The organism is Nocardiopsis dassonvillei subsp. dassonvillei DSM 43111 (assembly GCF_000092985.1).
GTDB lineage: Bacteria > Actinomycetota > Actinomycetes > Streptosporangiales > Streptosporangiaceae > Nocardiopsis > Nocardiopsis dassonvillei.
Genome location: NC_014210.1, coordinates 3,043,292 through 3,060,023, shown reverse-complemented (window position 1 = coordinate 3,060,023; position 16,732 = coordinate 3,043,292). Strand labels below are relative to the sequence as shown.

The window sequence follows — 16,732 nt, the reverse complement described above, 5'->3', positions numbered from 1 at the left end:
TCCACATGGTGATACTGGGTACACCTTGAGACGATCGAGAGAGTTGATGAATCCGTCCACCGCCCTGGCGCGTGTCCTGGTCGACGAGCTGGCCCGCTGCGGCCTGGCCGAGGCCGTCGTCGCGCCGGGGTCGCGCTCGACGCCGCTCGCCCTGGCCCTGGTCGCCCACCCCGGAATCCGGGTGCACGTGCGCATCGACGAGCGCTCGGCCTCCTTCCTCGCCCTCGGTCTGGCCCGCGTCTCGCGCCGCCCGGTCGCGGTGGTGTGCACCTCCGGCACGGCCGCGGCCAACTTCCACCCGGCGGTGATGGAGGCGGACGAGAGCGGGGTGCCGCTGCTGGTGCTCACCGCCGACCGGCCCCCGGAGCTGCGCGGGACCGGCGCCAACCAGACGGTGGACCAGATCGGCCTGTACGGCGGCGCGGTCCGCCTGTTCGCCGAGGTCGGCACCCCCGACCCGGTGCCCGGCATGGTCGCCTACTGGCGGTCGCTGGCCTGCCGCGCGTGGGGCTCGGCGCTGGGCGGACGCCCCGGTCCGGTCCACCTCAACGTGGCCTTCCGCGACCCGCTGACCCCCGACGCCGACACGGGCGCGTGGCCCGAGCCCCTGGAGGGGCGCGACGGCGGCCGGGCGTGGATCGGCCGCCCGGGGCCGCTGACCGAACCCGCGCCGTTCGCCCTGCCCGACGTCGAGCGCGGTGTGATCGTGTGCGGCGACGGGGACTACGACCCGGTGCCGTTCCTGGCGCTGGCCGAGGCGACCGGGTGGCCCCTGCTGGCCGAACCGACCTCCAACGCCCGCCGGGCGGGCGCGCTGTCCACCTACCGGCACTTGCTGGCCTCGCCGCGCGTGGTCGCGCGGCCGGCGCCGGAGCTGGTGGTGAGCGTGGGCCGCCCCAACCTGTCCCGGCAGATCCTGGCCTACCTGCGCCGGGCCGAACGGCACGTGGTGGTCGGCGCGGGCGCGCTCGACGCCTTCTCCGACCCGGTGCGCACCGCCACCGACGTGGTGGCCGCGGTCGCGCCGCCCGCCGGTCTGGACCCCGGCTCCCCGCGGAGCACCGAGTGGTCGCGGACCTGGTCGGAGGCGGAGGCGGTGGCCCGCGCCGCCCTGGACGCGGTGCTGGACGAGGAGGAGGTGCTCAGCGAGCCGCGGCTGGCCCGCGACCTGGTCGCGCACATGTCCACCGGTTCGCTGCTGTTCGCCGGTTCGAGCATGCCCATCCGCGACCTGGACGCCACCATGCGGGCGCGCTGCGGCGTGCGCCTGGTGGGCAACCGGGGCGTCAGCGGGATCGACGGGTCGGTCTCCACGGCCATCGGCGCGGCGCTGGCCCACCAGGCCGGGGGCGGGGGGCACGCCTACGCGTTGCTGGGCGACCTCGCGATGCTGCACGACCAGAACGGGCTGCTGATCGGCCCGGGGGAGCCTCGCCCGGACCTGGCGATCGTCGTGGTCAACAACGACGGCGGCGGGATCTTCTCCGGTCTGGAGCAGGCCGGGCACCCCGACTTCGAGCGGGTGTTCGGCACCCCGCACGGGGCGTCGATGGAACGGGTGGCGGCGGTGGCCGACGTGCCCTACACCCGCCTGGAGTGGGCGACCGACCTGCCCAAGGCGCTGCTGGGCGAGGGGCCGCGCCTGATCGAGGTGTGCACGCACCGCGCGGGCAGCGCCGCGCTGCGCCGCCGGATCCAGGCCGCGGTGGACGCCGCGGTGGACGGGGCGCTCTGAGCGCACGCCCCTGACCGAAGCGGGCGGGGACCACCATGCGGGCCGGGGCCGTCCACCGGGGCGCCGGGCGTCGTACCCGTCCCCCTTTTCGACCCCTCGCCCGCCCCGATGTCGGCATGCCCTAAACCCCTTCGATCGGCAACCGTTTTCCCGTCTCCGCCCCTCCCCGGCCCCGCGCCGCACCGCTGCGCCCGGCGCCGAATCACGGGAGGGCCGATAACTCCGGGGACGGTTACGGGCGTGTCATGTGGATTCGGCGGGTACGGTGCGCCATGATCACGACCGGAACCCGACGATGCGTGGCCCTCCGGATTCCCAGCGTGACCTACCAGGGCATGCGCCGGAGTTGTAGGCGCGTTCATCTTGGTTTCACCTGCGCGTTTGGAATTTCGGCCAAGGTCGAGAGCGTCCGGGGGAGCACCCCGCCGGACCAGGAGACAATCCGCGCGCCCCGGTCAGACCCCGCACCGACGGAGCGCGTGGGAGCAGCACGATCCCCAAGGAGAAGGTGTGCCCGAATCCGCGCCCCGCCGCCGCCAGCTGCCGTTGATCGGCCAGGTCGGTGGCGGTCGTTCCCGTGCGACATGCAGACTGCGCTGCGGCGACGCCTGTTTCCACCCGGCTCCCAACACCAGCGACAACCCCTACTTCGGGGACATCTTCGCCAAGGCGCTCTCCCGCCGCTCCGTCATCCAGGCCGGTGCCGTGAGCGCCGGAGCGGGCGCGCTCGGACTCGCCGCGCTCAGCCCGGCCTCGGCCGACCGCCGCGGCCCCGACCGCCCCCACCCCTCGCCGCGGCCCACCTTCACCAGCGTCCAGCCCAACAACGACGACAAGATCACCATCCCCCGGGGCTACGACCAGCACGTCATCATCCGCTGGGGCGAGCCGGTCCTGCCCGGCGCTCCCGAGTTCGACGTGTACGACCAGACCGCCGAGGCGCAGGCCCAGCAGTTCGGCTACAACTGCGACTACGTCGGCTTCCACCAGCTCGACGACGACCACGCCCTGCTGTGGGTCAACCACGAGTACACCAACGAGGAACTCATGTTCCCGGGGTACGCCGGGGGCGACGCCGCCACCGAGGAGCAGGTCCGCATCGCCATGGCCGCCCACGGCGGTTCCATCGTCGAGCTCCAGCGCGAGGGCCGCACCGGCAAGTGGGTGCTCTCCACGGGCGAGCGCTCCTTCAACCGCCGCATCACCGCCGACACCCCCATGCGCCTCACCGGCCCCGCCGCCGGGCACGACCTGCTCAAGACGGCGGAGGACCCCACCGGCACCCTGGTCAGGGGCATGCTCAACAACTGCGCGGGCGGCATGACCCCGTGGGGCACCTTCCTCACCGCCGAGGAGAACTTCAACCAGTACTTCGCCAACGGCTCCGGGTCCGCCGAGACCAGGCGCTACGGCGTCGGCACCGGTGCCACGGGGCGCCGCTGGGAGCGTTTCGAGGAGCGCTTCGACCTCTCCAAGCACCCCAACGAGATCAACCGCTTCGGCTACATCGTCGAGGTCGACCCGCTCGACCCCGGGTCCGAGCCGCTCAAGCGCACCATGCTCGGCCGCTTCAAGCACGAGGGCGCCACCACCCGCCTGGCCGACGACGGCCGGGTCGTGGCCTACATGGGCGACGACGAGCGCTTCGACTACATGTACAAGTTCGTCAGCGCCAAGAAGTACGTCGAGGGCTCCCGGCGCCACAACCTCTCCCTGCTGGACACCGGCACGCTGTACGTGGCGCGCCTGTCCGGCAACAGCCCCGCCGAGGAGTTCGACGGCTCCGGCGCGCTGCCCGCCGACGGCGAGTTCGACGGTTCCGGCGAGTGGGTCGCGCTGTGCACCGACACCGAGAGCTTCGTCCCCGGCTTCAGCGTCGCCGAGGTGCTCATCCACACCCGTCTGGCCGCCGACGCCGTGGGCCCCACCAAGATGGACCGCCCCGAGGACTTCGAGCCCAGCCCGGTCACCGGCAAGGTCTACTGCGCGCTGACCAACAACTCCGCCCGCGAGCCCGGCCAGGCCGACGAGCCCAACCCGCGCGGCCCCAACCGGCACGGCCACGTCCTGGAGATCGTGGAGTCCGGCAACGACGCGGCCGCCACCACCTTCGCCTGGAACGTGCCGCTGGTGTGCGGCGACCCCGAGGACGACGACACCTACTACGCGGGCTTCGACAAGTCCAAGGTCATGCCGATCTCCGCGCCGGACAACCTGACCTTCGACAAGGACGGCAACCTGTGGATCTCCACGGACGGCCAGCCGGGCGCCCTGGGGATCAACGACGGCCTGCACGTCATGCCGGTCGAGGGCCGCTTCCGAGGTGAGCTGAAGACCTTCGCCACCGTCCCGGTCGGCGCGGAGGCCTGCGGCCCCTTCGTCACCGAGGACAGCAAGACGGTGTTCCTGGCCCCCCAGCACCCCGGTGACGGCGGCAGCTTCGAGGCTCCCACCAGCACCTGGCCCGACGGCGAGTTCCCGCGCCCGTCCGTGGTGTGCATCTGGCACACCGCGGGCCGCGAGGTCGGCAGGTAGCCCGGCCGCCCTCCCGCCGGTAGGGACGACGACCACCGGCCCCGGCTTCCATCGTGGGGGCTGCCGGGGCCGGTTCCTCGTGTCGGGGCCCCCGCCCGGGGCGCGCGGGCCTCAGAGAGTCTTCTCGAAGCAGAGCGAGGAGGGCTCGTCGGCGTAGGCGCCGAAACCGGGGATGGGCGTGTACCCCGAACGGGTGTAGAACCGCACCGCGTCGGGCTGCCGGTCGCCCGTCTCCAGGCGCAGGCACTTCCAGCCCCGCTCACGGGCCCACTCCTCCAGGGCCGCCAGGACCAGTGCCGCCGCGCCCGAGCCGCGCCGGTCGGGCCGGACGTACATCCGCTTGACCTCCCCCGCCGCGTCGCCGAGGTCGCGCAGGCCGCCGCAGCCCACGGCCGCGCCCGAGGCGTCGCGGGCCACCACGAACACCGCGATGTCCCCGGCGGAGGGGGCCACCCCCGGCTCGGAGTCGGCGGTGCCGTACCGTTCGGCGATCTCCGCCCGCTGGCCGGCCCGCAGGGCGGCGGCGTCGGGATCGTCCCAGGAAACCTCGTGGACACGCATGGGCGCCACGCTAGCGGCGCCGTGTTTCGCGGCCGTGAAATCCCGTCCGGGCAGCGGCCTCTGTGCGCGGCGTCACCCCCGCTCAGCGCCGCCCGCGCGCGTACCGCGGAGCCCGGCCCGGAGCGCGCTCCCGCCCCGGTTCAGACGGGGTCGGTGAGGGCCTCGCGCATCACCCGGAACTTGGACTCGGTCTCGGCCAGCTCCGACTCCGGTTCGGACTGGGCGACGATGCCCCCTCCGGCGAAGAGCCGGGCGCGCGCGCCCTCCACGCGGGCGCAGCGCAGGGCGATGCCCCACTCGGAGTTGCCCGCGCCGTCCAGCCACCCGACCGGACCGGCGTAGCCGCCCCGGTCCATGCCCTCGGCCTTCGCGATCAGCCGCATGGCCGCCGCGGTGGGGGTGCCGCCCACGGCGGCGGTGGGGTGCAGGGCCGCGACCGCCTCCAGCGCCGAGACCCCGGGGGACAGGCGGGCGCGCACCGGCGTGGCCAGGTGCTGCACGTTGGCGAGCGCGAGCAGGCGGGGCCGGGCGGGCACGTCCAGTTCCTCGGTGAGCGGTTCCAGCGCGGTGCGCAGGGACTCCACGGCCATGCGGTGCTCGTCCACGTCCTTGGCCGAGGTCAGCAGCTCCTCGGCCAGGAGCCGGTCCGCGTCGGGGTCCTCGCCCCGGGGGCGGGTCCCGGCCAGCACCAGCGAGGAGAGCTGGTCGCCCTCGCGGCGCAGCAGCAGCTCGGGGGTGGCTCCGACCATGCCGTCCACCGAGAAGGTGAAACAACCGGGGAACCGCAGCCGCAGCCGCTCCAGCAGGGTGCGCACGTCGATGGGGGCGTCGGCCTCGGCCAGGGCGTCGCGCGCCAGCACGGCCTTGTCGAGCTCTCCCGTGCGGATGCGCTCGACGGTACCGGCCACGGCGCCCATCCACTGCTCGCCGGTCAGCGACCCCGCGCTCCAGGAGAGCGGACCGACGGGCCGCGGCTCCGGCGTCGGGCCGAGCGGCTCGGCCGGGTGCGCCCCGGACGCTTCGGTGACGGTGGTCAGCCAGGAGCGGCCGCCGCGCCGCCCGACCAGCACGCGCGGCACCACCAGGGCCGATCCCGCGGAGGAGGGGGAGAAGGCGAACGTGCCGAACGCGACCGGGCCGGTGCCGGGCACCCCCACCTCGTCGTGGACCTCGGCGCGCTCGGTGAGGGCGTCGACCCAGCGGGCCGCCTCGGTGAAGCGGGTGGTGTCGGTGGGCTCGGCCGATTCGGGCTCACCGTCCAGGTCCAGCCGCGCGGCCTGTCCCCAGCCCACGACGCCCTCGTCGCCGGTCAGCCAGGCCAGGGGGGAGTCCGCGGGCAGGCGGTGCACCAGGCTGGCGGTGTCGTCGCGCAGGGCGACGGTGCGGACGGACAGGCGTGGCGGGCTCAGGAGGGCGTTCACGGTCCCCGAGTCTAGAACCTCGTCTGGGGCGGTGTGTCCGGTATCGGCCGTGGTGGCCGGGGTGCGCACGTGCTCCCTCCCGGGGTGGAGCCGCCGTCGTGAACCGGCCCTCGCCGCCGCCCGGCGGGGACGGTGCTCCGCCGCCGCCCCCGCGGGCGCTCCGTCGACCTGCCGGAACGGCCCTCCGGCACCGGGGGTGCGAGGTTGTCCACAGATTGGCGCAATCGTGTCCGAAAATTGACTGTCTGGCCTACTCTGGTTCGCGGTGCGACGTCACGGTGACGGCGGTGCGCGACCCATCCCCTCAGAGGAGACCTGTTCCATGGATTCAGTGGCCCGTGCCGTGACCCCGACGCGCGCCGCGCTGCGGTGGGCCGCGACGGCCGCCGCGGCCACCGTCCTGCTGGCGGGGTGCACCGGCCGGGGCGCCGACGAGGAGCCACCGGCCGACGGCGCGTCCGGGGCGGCCGCCACCCTGCGGTGCGGGGACGGCGGGGCGCAGCGGCAGATGCGCGGGGCCTGGCTGACCACGGTCCGCAACATCGACTGGCCCTCCGAGCCGGGCCTGTCCGCCGAGGAGCAGAAGGCCGAACTCGACGCCTACCTCGACGACGCCTCCGCCATGGGGCTCAACGCGGTCTTCCTGCACGTGCGGCCCACCGCCGACGCCGTCTACGAGTCGGACCTGGAGCCGTGGGCGCGCTACCTCACCGGCGAGCAGGGCGGCGACCCCGGCTACGACCCGCTGGAGTACGCGGTGGCCGGGGCGCACGAGCGCGGCCTGGAGCTGCACGCCTGGTTCAACCCCTACCGCGTGGGCTTCCAGGACCCCGACGTCGAGAACCTGGCCGAGGACCACCCGGCGAGGGAGAACCCCGAGTGGCTCGTCGACTACGGCGTCGAGGCCTACTTCGACCCCGGCAACCCCGGGGTCCGCGAGTGGGTGACCCGCGTGATCCTCGACGTGGTGGAGCGCTACGACGTCGACGGCGTGCACTTCGACGACTTCTTCTACCCCTACCCCAAGGAGGGCGAGGAGTTCGACGACGACGCCTCCTGGGAGGAGCACGGCGACGGCTTCGAGGCCCGCGAGGACTGGCGGCGCGACAACGTCAACCAGCTCATCGCCGGGGTCCACGAGGGCATCGAGGCCACCAAGCCCTGGGTGAGCTTCGGGATCTCCCCGTTCGGCATCTGGCGCAACGACTCCACCGACCCCAGCGGCTCGTCCAGCTCGGGCCTGCAGTCCTACGACGCCCAGCACGCCGACACCCGCACCTGGATCCAGGAGGGCACGGTCGACTACGTCGCGCCGCAGCTGTACTGGGAGCGGGGCTTCGAGACCGCCGACTACGAGGTCCTGGCCGACTGGTGGGCCCGGGAGGTCGAGGGCACCGGCGTGGACCTGTACATCGGCCAGGCCGCCTACCGGGTGGGCGAGGACGGCTGGACCGGCGAGGACGCGCTCAGCACCCAGCTGGACTACTCCGGCGAGCTGCCCCAGGTGGACGGCGACGTCTACTTCTCCATCAAGAACCTGCGCGAGCAGGCCGCCGACGCCTACGCCGCGCTGGCCGACGAGCACTACGGCGCCCCCGCCCTGCCGCCGCTCTCCGACGCGCCCGGGGGCCGGGGGCCGCTGGTCGGCGCGGTCGGCGGCGTCACGGCCCGGGCCGCCGACGAGGGTGTCGACGTGGCGTGGGAGGCCGTGGACGGCGCCCGCTTCTACGCCGTCTACCGGCTGCCCGCCGACGCGGCCGCCGGGTCCGAGGAGGAGCGCTGCGCCGCGGTCACCGCGGACAACCTCGTGGGCCTCACCGGGCGGACCGCGCTGACCGACACCGCGCCGCTGGAGGACGGCGCCGGGTACGTGGTCACCGCGCTGGACGACTACCGCGCCCAGGGACCGGTCAGCGAGGTCGCCGACGTGCGCGGCTGAACGGACACCGGGCGCGCGGGCTCCGGCCGGGGGAGGCGTCCCCGGGCCGGAGCCCGTTCCGTTCGCCGGGGCGTGGGTCCCCGGTCCCTCTCCGGGGCGCCCGGTCCGGCTTCTTCCCGGGCGCGGTCCGGTGCCGCCCGCACGTCTGTCGCAAAATCCCAAGACAAGGGAGAAAAAGTAAGCATCTGCTAGCGGAAAGCCCCTTTTGCCCCAGCAGGTGCCGGATATAGGTTGGCCCCATGCCGACCTTCCACATCAGCGAGGCCGCCGACCTCCTCGGCGTCAGCGCCGACACCGTCCGGCGCTGGGTCGACTCCGGCCGCCTGTCCGCTACCCGCGACGCCTCCGGAAGGCGTCTGATCGAGGGCGCGGACCTGGCCGGGTTCATGAGCGCGGGTGCCGGCGAGGACCCGGCCCGGCGCCTGTCCTCCGCCCGCAACCGCTTCCGAGGCCTGGTCACCGACGTCGTCCGCGACCGGGTGATGGCCAGCGTGGAGATCCAGGCCGGACCCCACCGGGTGGTCTCGCTGATGAGCCGCGAGGCCGCCGACGAGCTCGGTCTGGAGGTGGGCAGCGTCGCCACCGCGGTGGTCAAGTCCACCAACGTGGTCGTGGAGACCACCGGGGAACGCCATGCGTGAGCCCGCCACCCGCAGCCCCCGCTCCGGCGCTCCCCGGCCGGTCCGCGTCCTGGCCGCGGCCGCGCTCGTCCTGTGCGCCTGCTCCCCGGGGGAGGGGTCCGCCGACCGGCTCAACGTCTTCGCCGCGGCCTCCCTCACCGACGTCTTCACCGACCTCGCCGAGCAGTTCGAGGCCGAGCACCCCGGCACGGAGGTGGTCCTCAACTTCGCGGGCAGCGGCGACCTGGCCCTCCAGATCAACTCCGGCGCCCCCGCCGACGTCTTCGCCTCCGCCGACACCGCCACCATGGACCGGGTCGTCGAGGGCGAGGGGCTGCACCCCGACTGGGCCGCGGAGCACGGCGCGCAGGGCGTCGTCTTCGCCGCCAACACCCTGCGCATCGCCGTGCCCCCGGACAACCCGGCCGGTGTCGGGGGACTGGCCGACCTCGCGGAGGAGGACACCGCCGTCGCCTTCTGCGCCGAGGAGGCCCCCTGCGGCGCGGCCACCGCCGCGGTCCTGGACGAGGCCGGGCTGGAGATCACCCCCGACACCTACGAGGAGGACGTGCGCGCGGTCCTGACCAAGGTCGAACTCGGTGAGGTCGACGCCGGACTCGTCTACGCCACCGACGTCGTCTCCGCGGGCGACCGGGTCGAGGGCATCGCGTTCGACGAGTCCGACGAGGTGGTCAACGACTATCCCATCGGGGTCGTCTCCACCACCTCCGACGCCGCGCTCGCCGCCGCCTGGGTGGAACTGGTGCGCTCCCCCGGGGGCCAGGAGGTCCTGCGGGCCGCCGGGTTCGAGGTGCCATGACGCCCGACCGCGCCCCCGCTGCCCCCGCCGAGCCCTCCGCCGCTGCCCCCGCCGAGCCCTCCGCCGCGGCGCCGCGCCGCCGTCCGCCGCGGGGACGGCGCTTCGGCCGACCGCCCTGGATCCTGGTGCTGCCCGCGCTCCTGGGCGTGGCCTTCCTCGTGCTGCCCCTGGCGGGCCTGCTGGCCAGCGCGCCCTGGTCCACCATGGGCGGCCGCCTGACCGAGCCCGAGGTGCTGGCGGCCCTGTGGCTGTCCCTGTCCACCGCCACCGCCGCCACGGCCGTGTCCCTGCTCCTCGGGGTGCCGCTGGCCTGGCTGCTGGCCCGCACCGACTTCCCCGGACGCCGCCTCGTGCGCGCCCTGGTCACCGTCCCGCTGGTGATGCCGCCCGTGGTCGGCGGCGTGGCGCTGCTGCTGGTCCTGGGGCGCAACGGGATCGTGGGCCGCCACCTGGACGCCTGGTTCGGGATCACCCTGCCCTTCACCCCCGCCGCCGTGGTCCTGGCCCAGGTGTTCGTCGCCATGCCGTTCCTGGTGATCAGCGTGGAGGGCGCGCTGCGCGGCGCGGACCGCCGCTACGAGGAGGCCGCCGCCACCCTGGGCGCCAGCCGGGCGGCCGTCTTCGCCCGCGTCACCCTGCCCATGGTGCTGCCGGGCATCGCCGCGGGAGCGGTCCTGTGCTGGTCGCGGGCCCTGGGCGAGTTCGGCGCCACCATCACCTTCGCCGGGAACTTCCCGGGCACCACGCAGACCATGCCGCTGGCCGTGTACGTGGCCATGCAGCGCGACCCCGAGGCCGCCATCGTGCTCAGCCTGATCCTGCTGGCGGTCTGCCTGGCCGTCCTGGCCACCCTGCGCGAGAGGTGGACGAACGCCTGATGGCCCCGAACCACCGCCCTGACGAGACCACACCCGACCCCGAATCCGGCCCCGCGGCGGCGCCCGAACGCACGGCCCCGACCCCGGCCGCACCCGCCTCCGGGCCCGAACGCACGTCCGCACCAGCGTCCGCGTCCTCGGCCGCGTCCACGCCCGTACCCGCGCTGGAGGCGGACCTGTGCCTGAGCCGGGGTGCCTTCACCCTGGAGGCCTCCCTGACGGTGCGCCCGGGGGAGATCCTCGCCCTGCTGGGGCCCAACGGCGCGGGCAAGTCCTCGGCGCTGCGCGCCCTGGCCGGACTGGTGCCCCTCACCGGCGGGCGCGTCCTCGTGGACGGGCGCGACCAGACCAGGACACCCGTGGAGCACCGCCCCATCGGCATGGTCTTCCAGGACTACCTGCTCTTCCCGCACATGAGCGCCCTGGACAACGTGGCCTTCGGCCCCCGCCACCAGGGCCTGTCGCGGGCGGGGGCCCGCGAGCGCGCCGCCGAACTACTCGCCCACATGGACCTGTCCGCGTACGCGCGCGTGCGGCCGCGCCGCCTCTCCGGCGGCCAGGCCCAGCGCGTGGCGCTGGCCCGCGCCCTGGCCGTGCGCCCGCGCCTGCTGCTGCTCGACGAGCCCATGGCCGCCCTGGACGCCAGCACCCGCATCGACGTGCGCGCCCGGCTGGGCCACCTGCTGGAGGAGTTCGACGGGGCCACGGTGCTGGTCACCCACGACCCGCTCGACGCCATGGTGCTCGCCGACCGGGTGGCGGTGATCGAGGGGGGCCGGGTCGTCCAGCAGGGCGAGCCCGCCGAGGTGGCGCGGCGCCCCCGCACCGCCTACGTCGCGCGGCTGGTGGGGCTCAACCTCTTCCGGGGCACGGCCGAGGGCACCACCGTCACCCTGGACGGCGACGGTCCCGGCGGGCCCGTCCGGGTGGAGGCGCACGAGGCGCACCGGGGACCGGCCCTGGTGGCCTTCCCGCCGCGCGCCGTGGCCCTGTACCCGCACCGTCCGCACGGCAGTCCGCGCAACGTGTGGCGGCTGACGGTGGAGGGGATCGAGCGGTTCGGCGACCAGGTGAGGGTGCACCTGGCGGGGAACCCCTCCCTGGCCGCCGACATCAGCCCGGCGGCCCTGGCCGAGCTGGGACTGGCCCGGGGGGACGCGGTGTGGGCGGGGGTCAAGGCCGCCGAGGTCGAGTGCTACCCGGGTTGACCCCCCGGGGGGCCGGCCCGCGGGACCGCGTCGGCGCGGAGCGCGCTCGGGCCCGCGGCGGCGGGTCGCACCCCGCGGAGGAAACCGATTTTTCTACCCAGAATCGGGCATAGAAACCCACATCGGAAAACCTGTGCACACCTGGATATCTCAGGTATACCCGGGGGAGACTGTAAGTCTGGCGACGACTGTCCTTCCCCCCGTGGCCGAGGAGGGTTCCATGTCCCTGAGAGAGCACGAGAGAAGAATCCTCGCGGAGATCGAGCGGCAGCTCAGCGAGGAGGAACCGGACCTGGCCGGACGGCTGGAGTCCTTCGGGTCGGGGGATCCCGACGCTCCGGCCGACCCCGGCCTGGGCGGCTGGAAACCGTGGGTGGCGTGCGGCCTGATCGCCGCGGTCACCGCGGGCCTGCTCGTGATGCTGTTCGTGCTCACCCCGAGCACGCCGCAGCCGTCCGCGCCCGCGGTGCCCACCGAGACCTCGCAGACCACCGGGGACCCGGCGCCCGATCCGGATCCGGAGCCCGCGCCGGAGGGACCCGAGGCCGTCGGAACCTCCTGACCGGAGCCCCGCTCCGCGGCCGCGCGGCCTCTCCCGGGACACGTGACGGGCGGTGTGCACCCGCCGCACACCGCCCGTCACGTGCCCTGGACCGCGCGCGTGCGGCTCAGGCTCCGTGGCCGAGGACGACGGTCCAGTAGGGGCCGCCGTCGCCCTTCACCACGCCCACGCCGATGTGCTCGGCCTCGCAGTCGGCGAGCACCTGGTTGTGGCCGTGGCGCGTCCAGGCCTCCACCGCCTCCTCGGCCGTCTCGAAGCCGTTGGCCACGATCTCGCCCGAAGGGTGCGCGTAGCCCAGGCCGCGGGCCCGGTCCCTGGCCGACGAGCTGCCGCCGAAGAAGCCGCCGCCGGGGAACCCGCTGTCGCCCGCCTGGTCCTGGCTGTGCTCCCGCGCGGCCTGGGTGAGCAGTTCGTGGGTACTCAGCTTCCCGCACCCGTACCCGGGCCTCTTGTCGTTGACCAGCCGCACGACCTCGGCCTCGGCCTCGGTCCAGGGGTCGGCCGGTTCCTCCTGGGACCAGGGCGGGGGCCAGCCGCCGCCGGATCCCGTCCCCTGGACCGCGGACGGGGTCCCGCCGCCGGCGAACACGTCGCCGGGGTCGGCCGCGCCGGTCACGCCCGCGCAGCACACGGCCGCCGCGGCCATCCCCGCGAGGGCACGGCCTCGAAGCAGGTTTCGCATGTCTTTCCACCTCCCGTGCGCGGGGGAGCGTGTACCGCGCCGTGCCCGCGCACACCAGGGGCGGACAGCCGTGAAGGCCGTCCGCCCGCAACCTCGCGGGAACTCAGTTCGCCTTGCTGGTGGTCCTGTCCACCGTGGCTCCGTGCATGGAGGCGGTGTAGGTCACGTACTCGTAGTAGACCTTGCCGTCGTCGCCGACGCGGCTGTGGACCACGGTCATGGTGGCGCCCTCGGCGCTGGCGCTGCCGAAGTCCTTCTCGAAGACCGCGTCGGCCATCGCGACCGAGGGCGCACCCAGCGCCAGGCCGAAGGCCACACCGGTCAGGGACAGCACTCGTCGTAGTCGGACCATCGTCCTTCCCCTCCTCGGGTTGGGTCGGGTCACGCCCGCCGGGCGCGGCGGCCGACACGGCCGCCGCGCCCGACGGAAACGGGATGCCTAGTTCGCACCGCTCACGATGCTGTGGGAGGCGGCGCCGTCGTGGCCCGCCCAGGTGGCGCTCTTCTTGTAGAAGGAGCCGCCGTTGTCCCAGTGGTCGTGGCCCTTGTCGCCCTTGCCACCCTTGTGGCCGTGGCCGTGGCCGTGGCCGTTGCTGTCACCGTCGAAGGCGACAGCGGTCACGCTGTGGCTCGCAGCGCCATCGATACCGGCGGCGCTGGACTCACCCGAGAAGAAGCTGTCCGCCATAGCGGTGGCCGGGGCGCCGAAGGCCAGGGCCGGAACGGCGACGGAGGCGAAGGCGATCCGAGTGAGAGTCTTGCGGTTCATCCTGTGTCCTTTCGAGGCGGACCGACGATCTGTCGGTCCGGTGGCACCGATCCCCCCAGCTCGACCCTCGGGAGAACCGTTCTCCTGGCGCCATCCGTAGATCTGCCCCGGGTCCCCGCTCACTAACTCTTAGTAGTCACTAAATAACTTAAAGTAATACTTGGTTGTTTTGGGTAGGATTTTTCCTGCTTGAGGCGGGCCCATGCCCGCGGCCGGGGACAGGGGGCCGACCGGCCCCGGAAGAGAGCGGGACGGGGCCGCGGCACGCTGCGGAACCAGGGGCATCGTAGACGCCGGGAACCGGCGCCGACAGCGGCCACGCCGTCGCGGGCGCGCGCGGCGGGGACCGCTTCCGGACAGGTCAGCGCGGGCCGTACCCGCTCGCGGGCCGCGACCCCGTACCTTCCCGGGGGAGCACCGCGTGGCGCACGGGCGCCCCTCACGCCGACGGCGCGCACCGGCGGTGCCGGTGCGCGCCGTCGCGGCGGATCCTGCCTCAGAGGCCGTTGGTGAAGCTGGCGGCCAGGGGACCGGCCACGGACGAGCCGCCGCCACCGCCCTCGACCACCACGGCGAAGGCCACGTCGCCCTTGAAGCCGACCATCCAGGCGTGGCTGGGCAGCTCCCCGTCCTCGTCGGCGTCCTCGGCGGTGCCGAACTCGGCCGTACCCGACTTGGCGTACACCTCGCCCTGGAAGGGCACGTCCTCGGCGGTGCCCTCGGTGACGACCGCGCGCATCATCGTCCGCAGCGCCTCGGCCTGGGCGATCGCGCGGGGCTCGGGCAGGCCCTCCGGAGCGGGCTCGGTCACCAGGACCGGGTGGCGCCAGGAACCGTCGGCGACCGCGGCGGGCACCGTGGACATGTGCAGCGGCGAGGTGAGGATCTGGCCCTGGCCGATGCTCTGGGCACCCAGCATGGTGGCGCTGTCCACCGGCGGGAAGGACGGTTCGAGGGTGGGCACGCCGATGTCCAGCGGCGCGTTCATGCCGAACTGCTCGGCGCTGGCCTGGAGCGTGTCCGAACTGAGCCGGTCGCCGACCTGCTCCACCAGCGCGGTGTTGCAGGAGGTCGCGAACGCCTCGGTCACCGTCTGGGCGCCGTACTCGGCGTCGCCCGCGTTGACGAACGGCCACCCGCCCAGGTCGTACTCCTTGGGGCAGCTCATCGCGGCGTCCATGCCCATCCCGTTGTCCAGCAGCGAGCTGTAGGTGATGATCTTGAACGACGACCCGGGCGGGTACTGGCCCTCGAAGGCCCGGTTGAAACCGCCGGGCACGTTCGCCGCGGCCAGGATCTCGCCGGTGGAGGGGCGCACCGCCACCAGACCCGCCGGGTCGGCCGAGTCGATGACGGCGTTGGAGGCCGCGTTCTGGACGGCCATGTCGATGCTGGTGACCACGTCCTCGCCGTCGGCGCCGTCCAGGGTGGCCACCGTGTTCTCCTCGGTGGCCTCTAGGGAGTCGGGGTCCTCGGCGGCGGCCGCGTCGACCATGAGGATGGTCGTGGCGGCCTCACCGGCCAGCCGCTCCTCGTAGGTGCGCTGGAGGCCGCTGACGCCCACGGTGTCGCCGACGCTGTAGGCCGGGCCCAGCCGCTCGACGTCCTCCGCGGTGGCCTCGCCCAGGGAGCCCGCGATCATCTGGAGCGAACCGGAGACGGTGCCGTCCAGGGCGGTGCCGTCGGCGGCCAGGACGCTGCCGCGCTCGCCCCACACGGCGGTGCGGGCCAGGACCTGGCCCTCTCCCAGGCCGGGGTAGGCGACCTCGGGGGAGAACTCCACCCACCACTCGCCGTCCTCGCGGACCAGCGGCAGCTCGCCCTCCCAGCCCCAGTCGTCGGCGTTGGTCAGCGACACGGTGACCTCGTAGGGCGCGCTGCCGGTGCCGCCGTCGGCGGTCACCGTGCCGACCTCCACCGCGATGGAGTCCACGCCCAGTCCGGAGTCGATGCCGCCGAGCACCGCGGCGGCGTCGCCGCCCCGGGTGACCGCGGCCAGGCGCTCGTAGTCCTGCGCCTCCCAGGCGGCCTCGTACTCGGCGGCGGCCTCCTCGGGTTCGGGCATCGTCAGGACGTACCAGGACGCGCCGCCGCCGACGAGCAGCAGCACCACGACGGCGGAGAGCACGCCGATGAGCAGTCCGCGCCGCGACTTGCGCGGCGGGGGACCGGGGTCGTAGCCGTCGTCCCCGTGGCGGTCGGGGTCGTCCGGCCCGCCCGAGCCCGGGCCGCCGCCGCTGTAGAGGTACTCGAAGCCGTCCGGGGAACCATGGCCGTGCTGGGGGCCGGTCTCCCCGCGGCCGCCGTGGTCCGGCGCAGGAGGGGGCGCGTCGCCCGGGTAGGGGGTGTCGCCGTGGTGGACGGGCTGACCCGGGTAGGGGTCGTCGTCCCAGGTGTCGGTGCGACCGTGCGGGTGACCGTGTCCGGCTGCGGGCTCGCGCGCGCCGTGCCGGGAGGCCGGGGCCTCCTGCCAGGAGTCGTGCGCCCCGTCCTGCCAGGCGTCGTGCTCCTCGTCGCCTCGGGGCCGGGAGCCGTCCCAGTCGCCGGAGGGGCCCTGCGCGGAGGGGTAGGGGGTGTTCCAGTCCTGGGCGCCGCCCCGGTCGGGGCCGCGCGGGGGCTCGTCCCACGAGGAGGGCCCCTGCGGGCGCCCCGCGTTGCCGTGGGCGCCGGAGCCCTCGTGCCGGGAGGGCTCCCAGGCGTGCGCGGACGGGGCGCCCCATCCGTCGTCGGTGGTTCCTCCGTGTGGGGGCTCGTCCCACGAGGCGGGGGAGTCCCAGGACCCGGCGGACCGCTGCGGGAGGTCGGGCTGCGGGGGAGGAACCGGCGCGGACGGGGCCGCGGGTTCCTCGGGCGGAGGCCCCTGGGTGCGCTGGGGGATGCGGTAGGGGTTGGCGGGGCGCGGGGGGTGCGCCGAGGGCTCGTGCGATGCTTCGGGCGGCCCGGAGGAATCCGGCTGCCGGGGGGACCGTTCGTCCACGCCTGACCGTCCTTCACTGGGTTGG

At 74.4% G+C, this 16,732-nt stretch carries 14 protein-coding genes; 8 read left to right on the top strand and 6 right to left on the bottom strand.

The features are described 5' to 3' along the window. Positions 1–46 precede the first annotated feature (46 nt). Both menD and NDAS_RS12675 read left to right on the top strand, forming a co-directional pair. Positions 47–1,735: a 2-succinyl-5-enolpyruvyl-6-hydroxy-3-cyclohexene-1-carboxylic-acid synthase gene (gene menD, locus NDAS_RS12680; RefSeq protein WP_013153591.1), complete on the top strand. Its 1,689-nt coding sequence runs from the start codon at positions 47–49 to the stop codon at positions 1,733–1,735. A gap of 510 nt (positions 1,736–2,245) precedes the next feature. Further along, complete coding sequence (locus NDAS_RS12675) at positions 2,246–4,270, top strand: PhoX family protein (protein ID WP_013153590.1); 2,025 nt, start codon at positions 2,246–2,248, stop codon at positions 4,268–4,270. 111 nt (positions 4,271–4,381) lie between these two features. Here the strand turns inward: NDAS_RS12675 and NDAS_RS12670 are convergent, their stop codons facing one another. Together NDAS_RS12670 and NDAS_RS12665 are read right to left on the bottom strand one after the other, a co-directional pair. After that, the gene (locus NDAS_RS12670; protein ID WP_013153589.1) at positions 4,382–4,831 is read right to left on the bottom strand and encodes a GNAT family N-acetyltransferase; all 450 of its coding nucleotides are present in this window, start codon (positions 4,829–4,831) and stop codon (positions 4,382–4,384) included. A 140-nt stretch (positions 4,832–4,971) separates the two neighbouring features. Beyond that, entirely contained in the window at positions 4,972–6,252 is a 1,281-nt protein-coding gene (locus tag NDAS_RS12665; RefSeq protein WP_041552744.1) for an isochorismate synthase, read from the bottom strand. A gap of 322 nt (positions 6,253–6,574) precedes the next feature. Between NDAS_RS12665 and NDAS_RS12660 the strand changes: the two genes are divergently transcribed. From NDAS_RS12660 to NDAS_RS12635, 6 genes are all read left to right on the top strand, one after another. Next, positions 6,575–8,191 carry a glycoside hydrolase family 10 protein gene (locus NDAS_RS12660; RefSeq protein WP_013153587.1) on the top strand — a complete coding sequence of 539 codons (1,617 nt, stop codon included), beginning with the start codon at positions 6,575–6,577 and terminating at the stop codon, positions 8,189–8,191. Positions 8,192–8,430: 239 nt separating this feature from the next. Beyond that, a complete protein-coding gene (locus tag NDAS_RS12655) occupies positions 8,431–8,832 on the top strand; it encodes a TOBE domain-containing protein (protein WP_013153586.1) in 402 nt (133 codons plus the stop codon). Next, positions 8,825–9,631, top strand: a complete 807-nt coding sequence (gene modA, locus NDAS_RS12650) for a molybdate ABC transporter substrate-binding protein (RefSeq protein ID WP_013153585.1) — start codon at positions 8,825–8,827, stop codon at positions 9,629–9,631. Before NDAS_RS12655 ends, modA begins: the two co-directional genes overlap by 8 nt. Continuing rightward, positions 9,628–10,509 (top strand): ABC transporter permease, encoded by an 882-nt coding sequence (locus NDAS_RS12645; RefSeq protein ID WP_013153584.1) that lies wholly within the window; start codon positions 9,628–9,630, stop codon positions 10,507–10,509. Before modA ends, NDAS_RS12645 begins: the two co-directional genes overlap by 4 nt. After that, positions 10,509–11,717: an ABC transporter ATP-binding protein gene (locus NDAS_RS12640; protein WP_013153583.1), complete on the top strand. Its 1,209-nt coding sequence runs from the start codon at positions 10,509–10,511 to the stop codon at positions 11,715–11,717. The genes NDAS_RS12645 and NDAS_RS12640 overlap by 1 nt, the downstream gene beginning before the upstream one ends. Before the next feature lie 220 nt (positions 11,718–11,937). Beyond that, on the top strand, positions 11,938–12,279 hold the full coding sequence (locus NDAS_RS12635) for a DUF3040 domain-containing protein (RefSeq protein ID WP_013153582.1): 342 nt from the start codon (positions 11,938–11,940) through the stop codon (positions 12,277–12,279). 106 nt (positions 12,280–12,385) lie between these two features. Here NDAS_RS12635 and NDAS_RS12630 read toward each other — a convergent pair whose 3' ends face one another. The 4 genes from NDAS_RS12630 to NDAS_RS12615 all read right to left on the bottom strand — a co-directional run bounded on the left by NDAS_RS12630 (position 12,386) and on the right by NDAS_RS12615 (position 16,707). Beyond that, positions 12,386–12,961: a CAP domain-containing protein gene (locus tag NDAS_RS12630; RefSeq protein ID WP_013153581.1), complete on the bottom strand. Its 576-nt coding sequence runs from the start codon at positions 12,959–12,961 to the stop codon at positions 12,386–12,388. A 103-nt stretch (positions 12,962–13,064) separates the two neighbouring features. Further along, entirely contained in the window at positions 13,065–13,313 is a 249-nt protein-coding gene (locus tag NDAS_RS12625) for a hypothetical protein (protein ID WP_013153580.1), read from the bottom strand. Positions 13,314–13,400: 87 nt separating this feature from the next. Beyond that, on the bottom strand, positions 13,401–13,730 hold the full coding sequence (locus tag NDAS_RS12620) for a hypothetical protein (protein ID WP_013153579.1): 330 nt from the start codon (positions 13,728–13,730) through the stop codon (positions 13,401–13,403). A gap of 496 nt (positions 13,731–14,226) precedes the next feature. Further along, on the bottom strand, positions 14,227–16,707 hold the full coding sequence (locus NDAS_RS12615; RefSeq protein WP_013153578.1) for a penicillin-binding transpeptidase domain-containing protein: 2,481 nt from the start codon (positions 16,705–16,707) through the stop codon (positions 14,227–14,229). Positions 16,708–16,732 lie beyond the last annotated feature (25 nt).

Excerpts from the sequence above, each read along its gene's own strand:
- NDAS_RS12640 (WP_013153583.1), top strand. The coding sequence starts at position 10,509 with ATGGCCCCGAACCACCGCCCTGACGAGACCACACCCGACCCCGAATCC.
- modA (WP_013153585.1), top strand. The coding sequence starts at position 8,825 with ATGCGTGAGCCCGCCACCCGCAGCCCCCGCTCCGGCGCTCCCCGGCCG.
- NDAS_RS12635 (WP_013153582.1), top strand. The coding sequence starts at position 11,938 with ATGTCCCTGAGAGAGCACGAGAGAAGAATCCTCGCGGAGATCGAGCGG.
- NDAS_RS12620 (WP_013153579.1), bottom strand. The coding sequence starts at position 13,730 with ATGAACCGCAAGACTCTCACTCGGATCGCCTTCGCCTCCGTCGCCGTT.
- NDAS_RS12670 (WP_013153589.1), bottom strand. The coding sequence starts at position 4,831 with ATGCGTGTCCACGAGGTTTCCTGGGACGATCCCGACGCCGCCGCCCTG.
- NDAS_RS12655 (WP_013153586.1), top strand. The coding sequence starts at position 8,431 with ATGCCGACCTTCCACATCAGCGAGGCCGCCGACCTCCTCGGCGTCAGC.
- menD (WP_013153591.1), top strand. The coding sequence starts at position 47 with ATGAATCCGTCCACCGCCCTGGCGCGTGTCCTGGTCGACGAGCTGGCC.
- NDAS_RS12660 (WP_013153587.1), top strand. The coding sequence starts at position 6,575 with ATGGATTCAGTGGCCCGTGCCGTGACCCCGACGCGCGCCGCGCTGCGG.
- NDAS_RS12625 (WP_013153580.1), bottom strand. The coding sequence starts at position 13,313 with ATGGTCCGACTACGACGAGTGCTGTCCCTGACCGGTGTGGCCTTCGGC.
- NDAS_RS12630 (WP_013153581.1), bottom strand. The coding sequence starts at position 12,961 with ATGCGAAACCTGCTTCGAGGCCGTGCCCTCGCGGGGATGGCCGCGGCG.
- NDAS_RS12645 (WP_013153584.1), top strand. The coding sequence starts at position 9,628 with ATGACGCCCGACCGCGCCCCCGCTGCCCCCGCCGAGCCCTCCGCCGCT.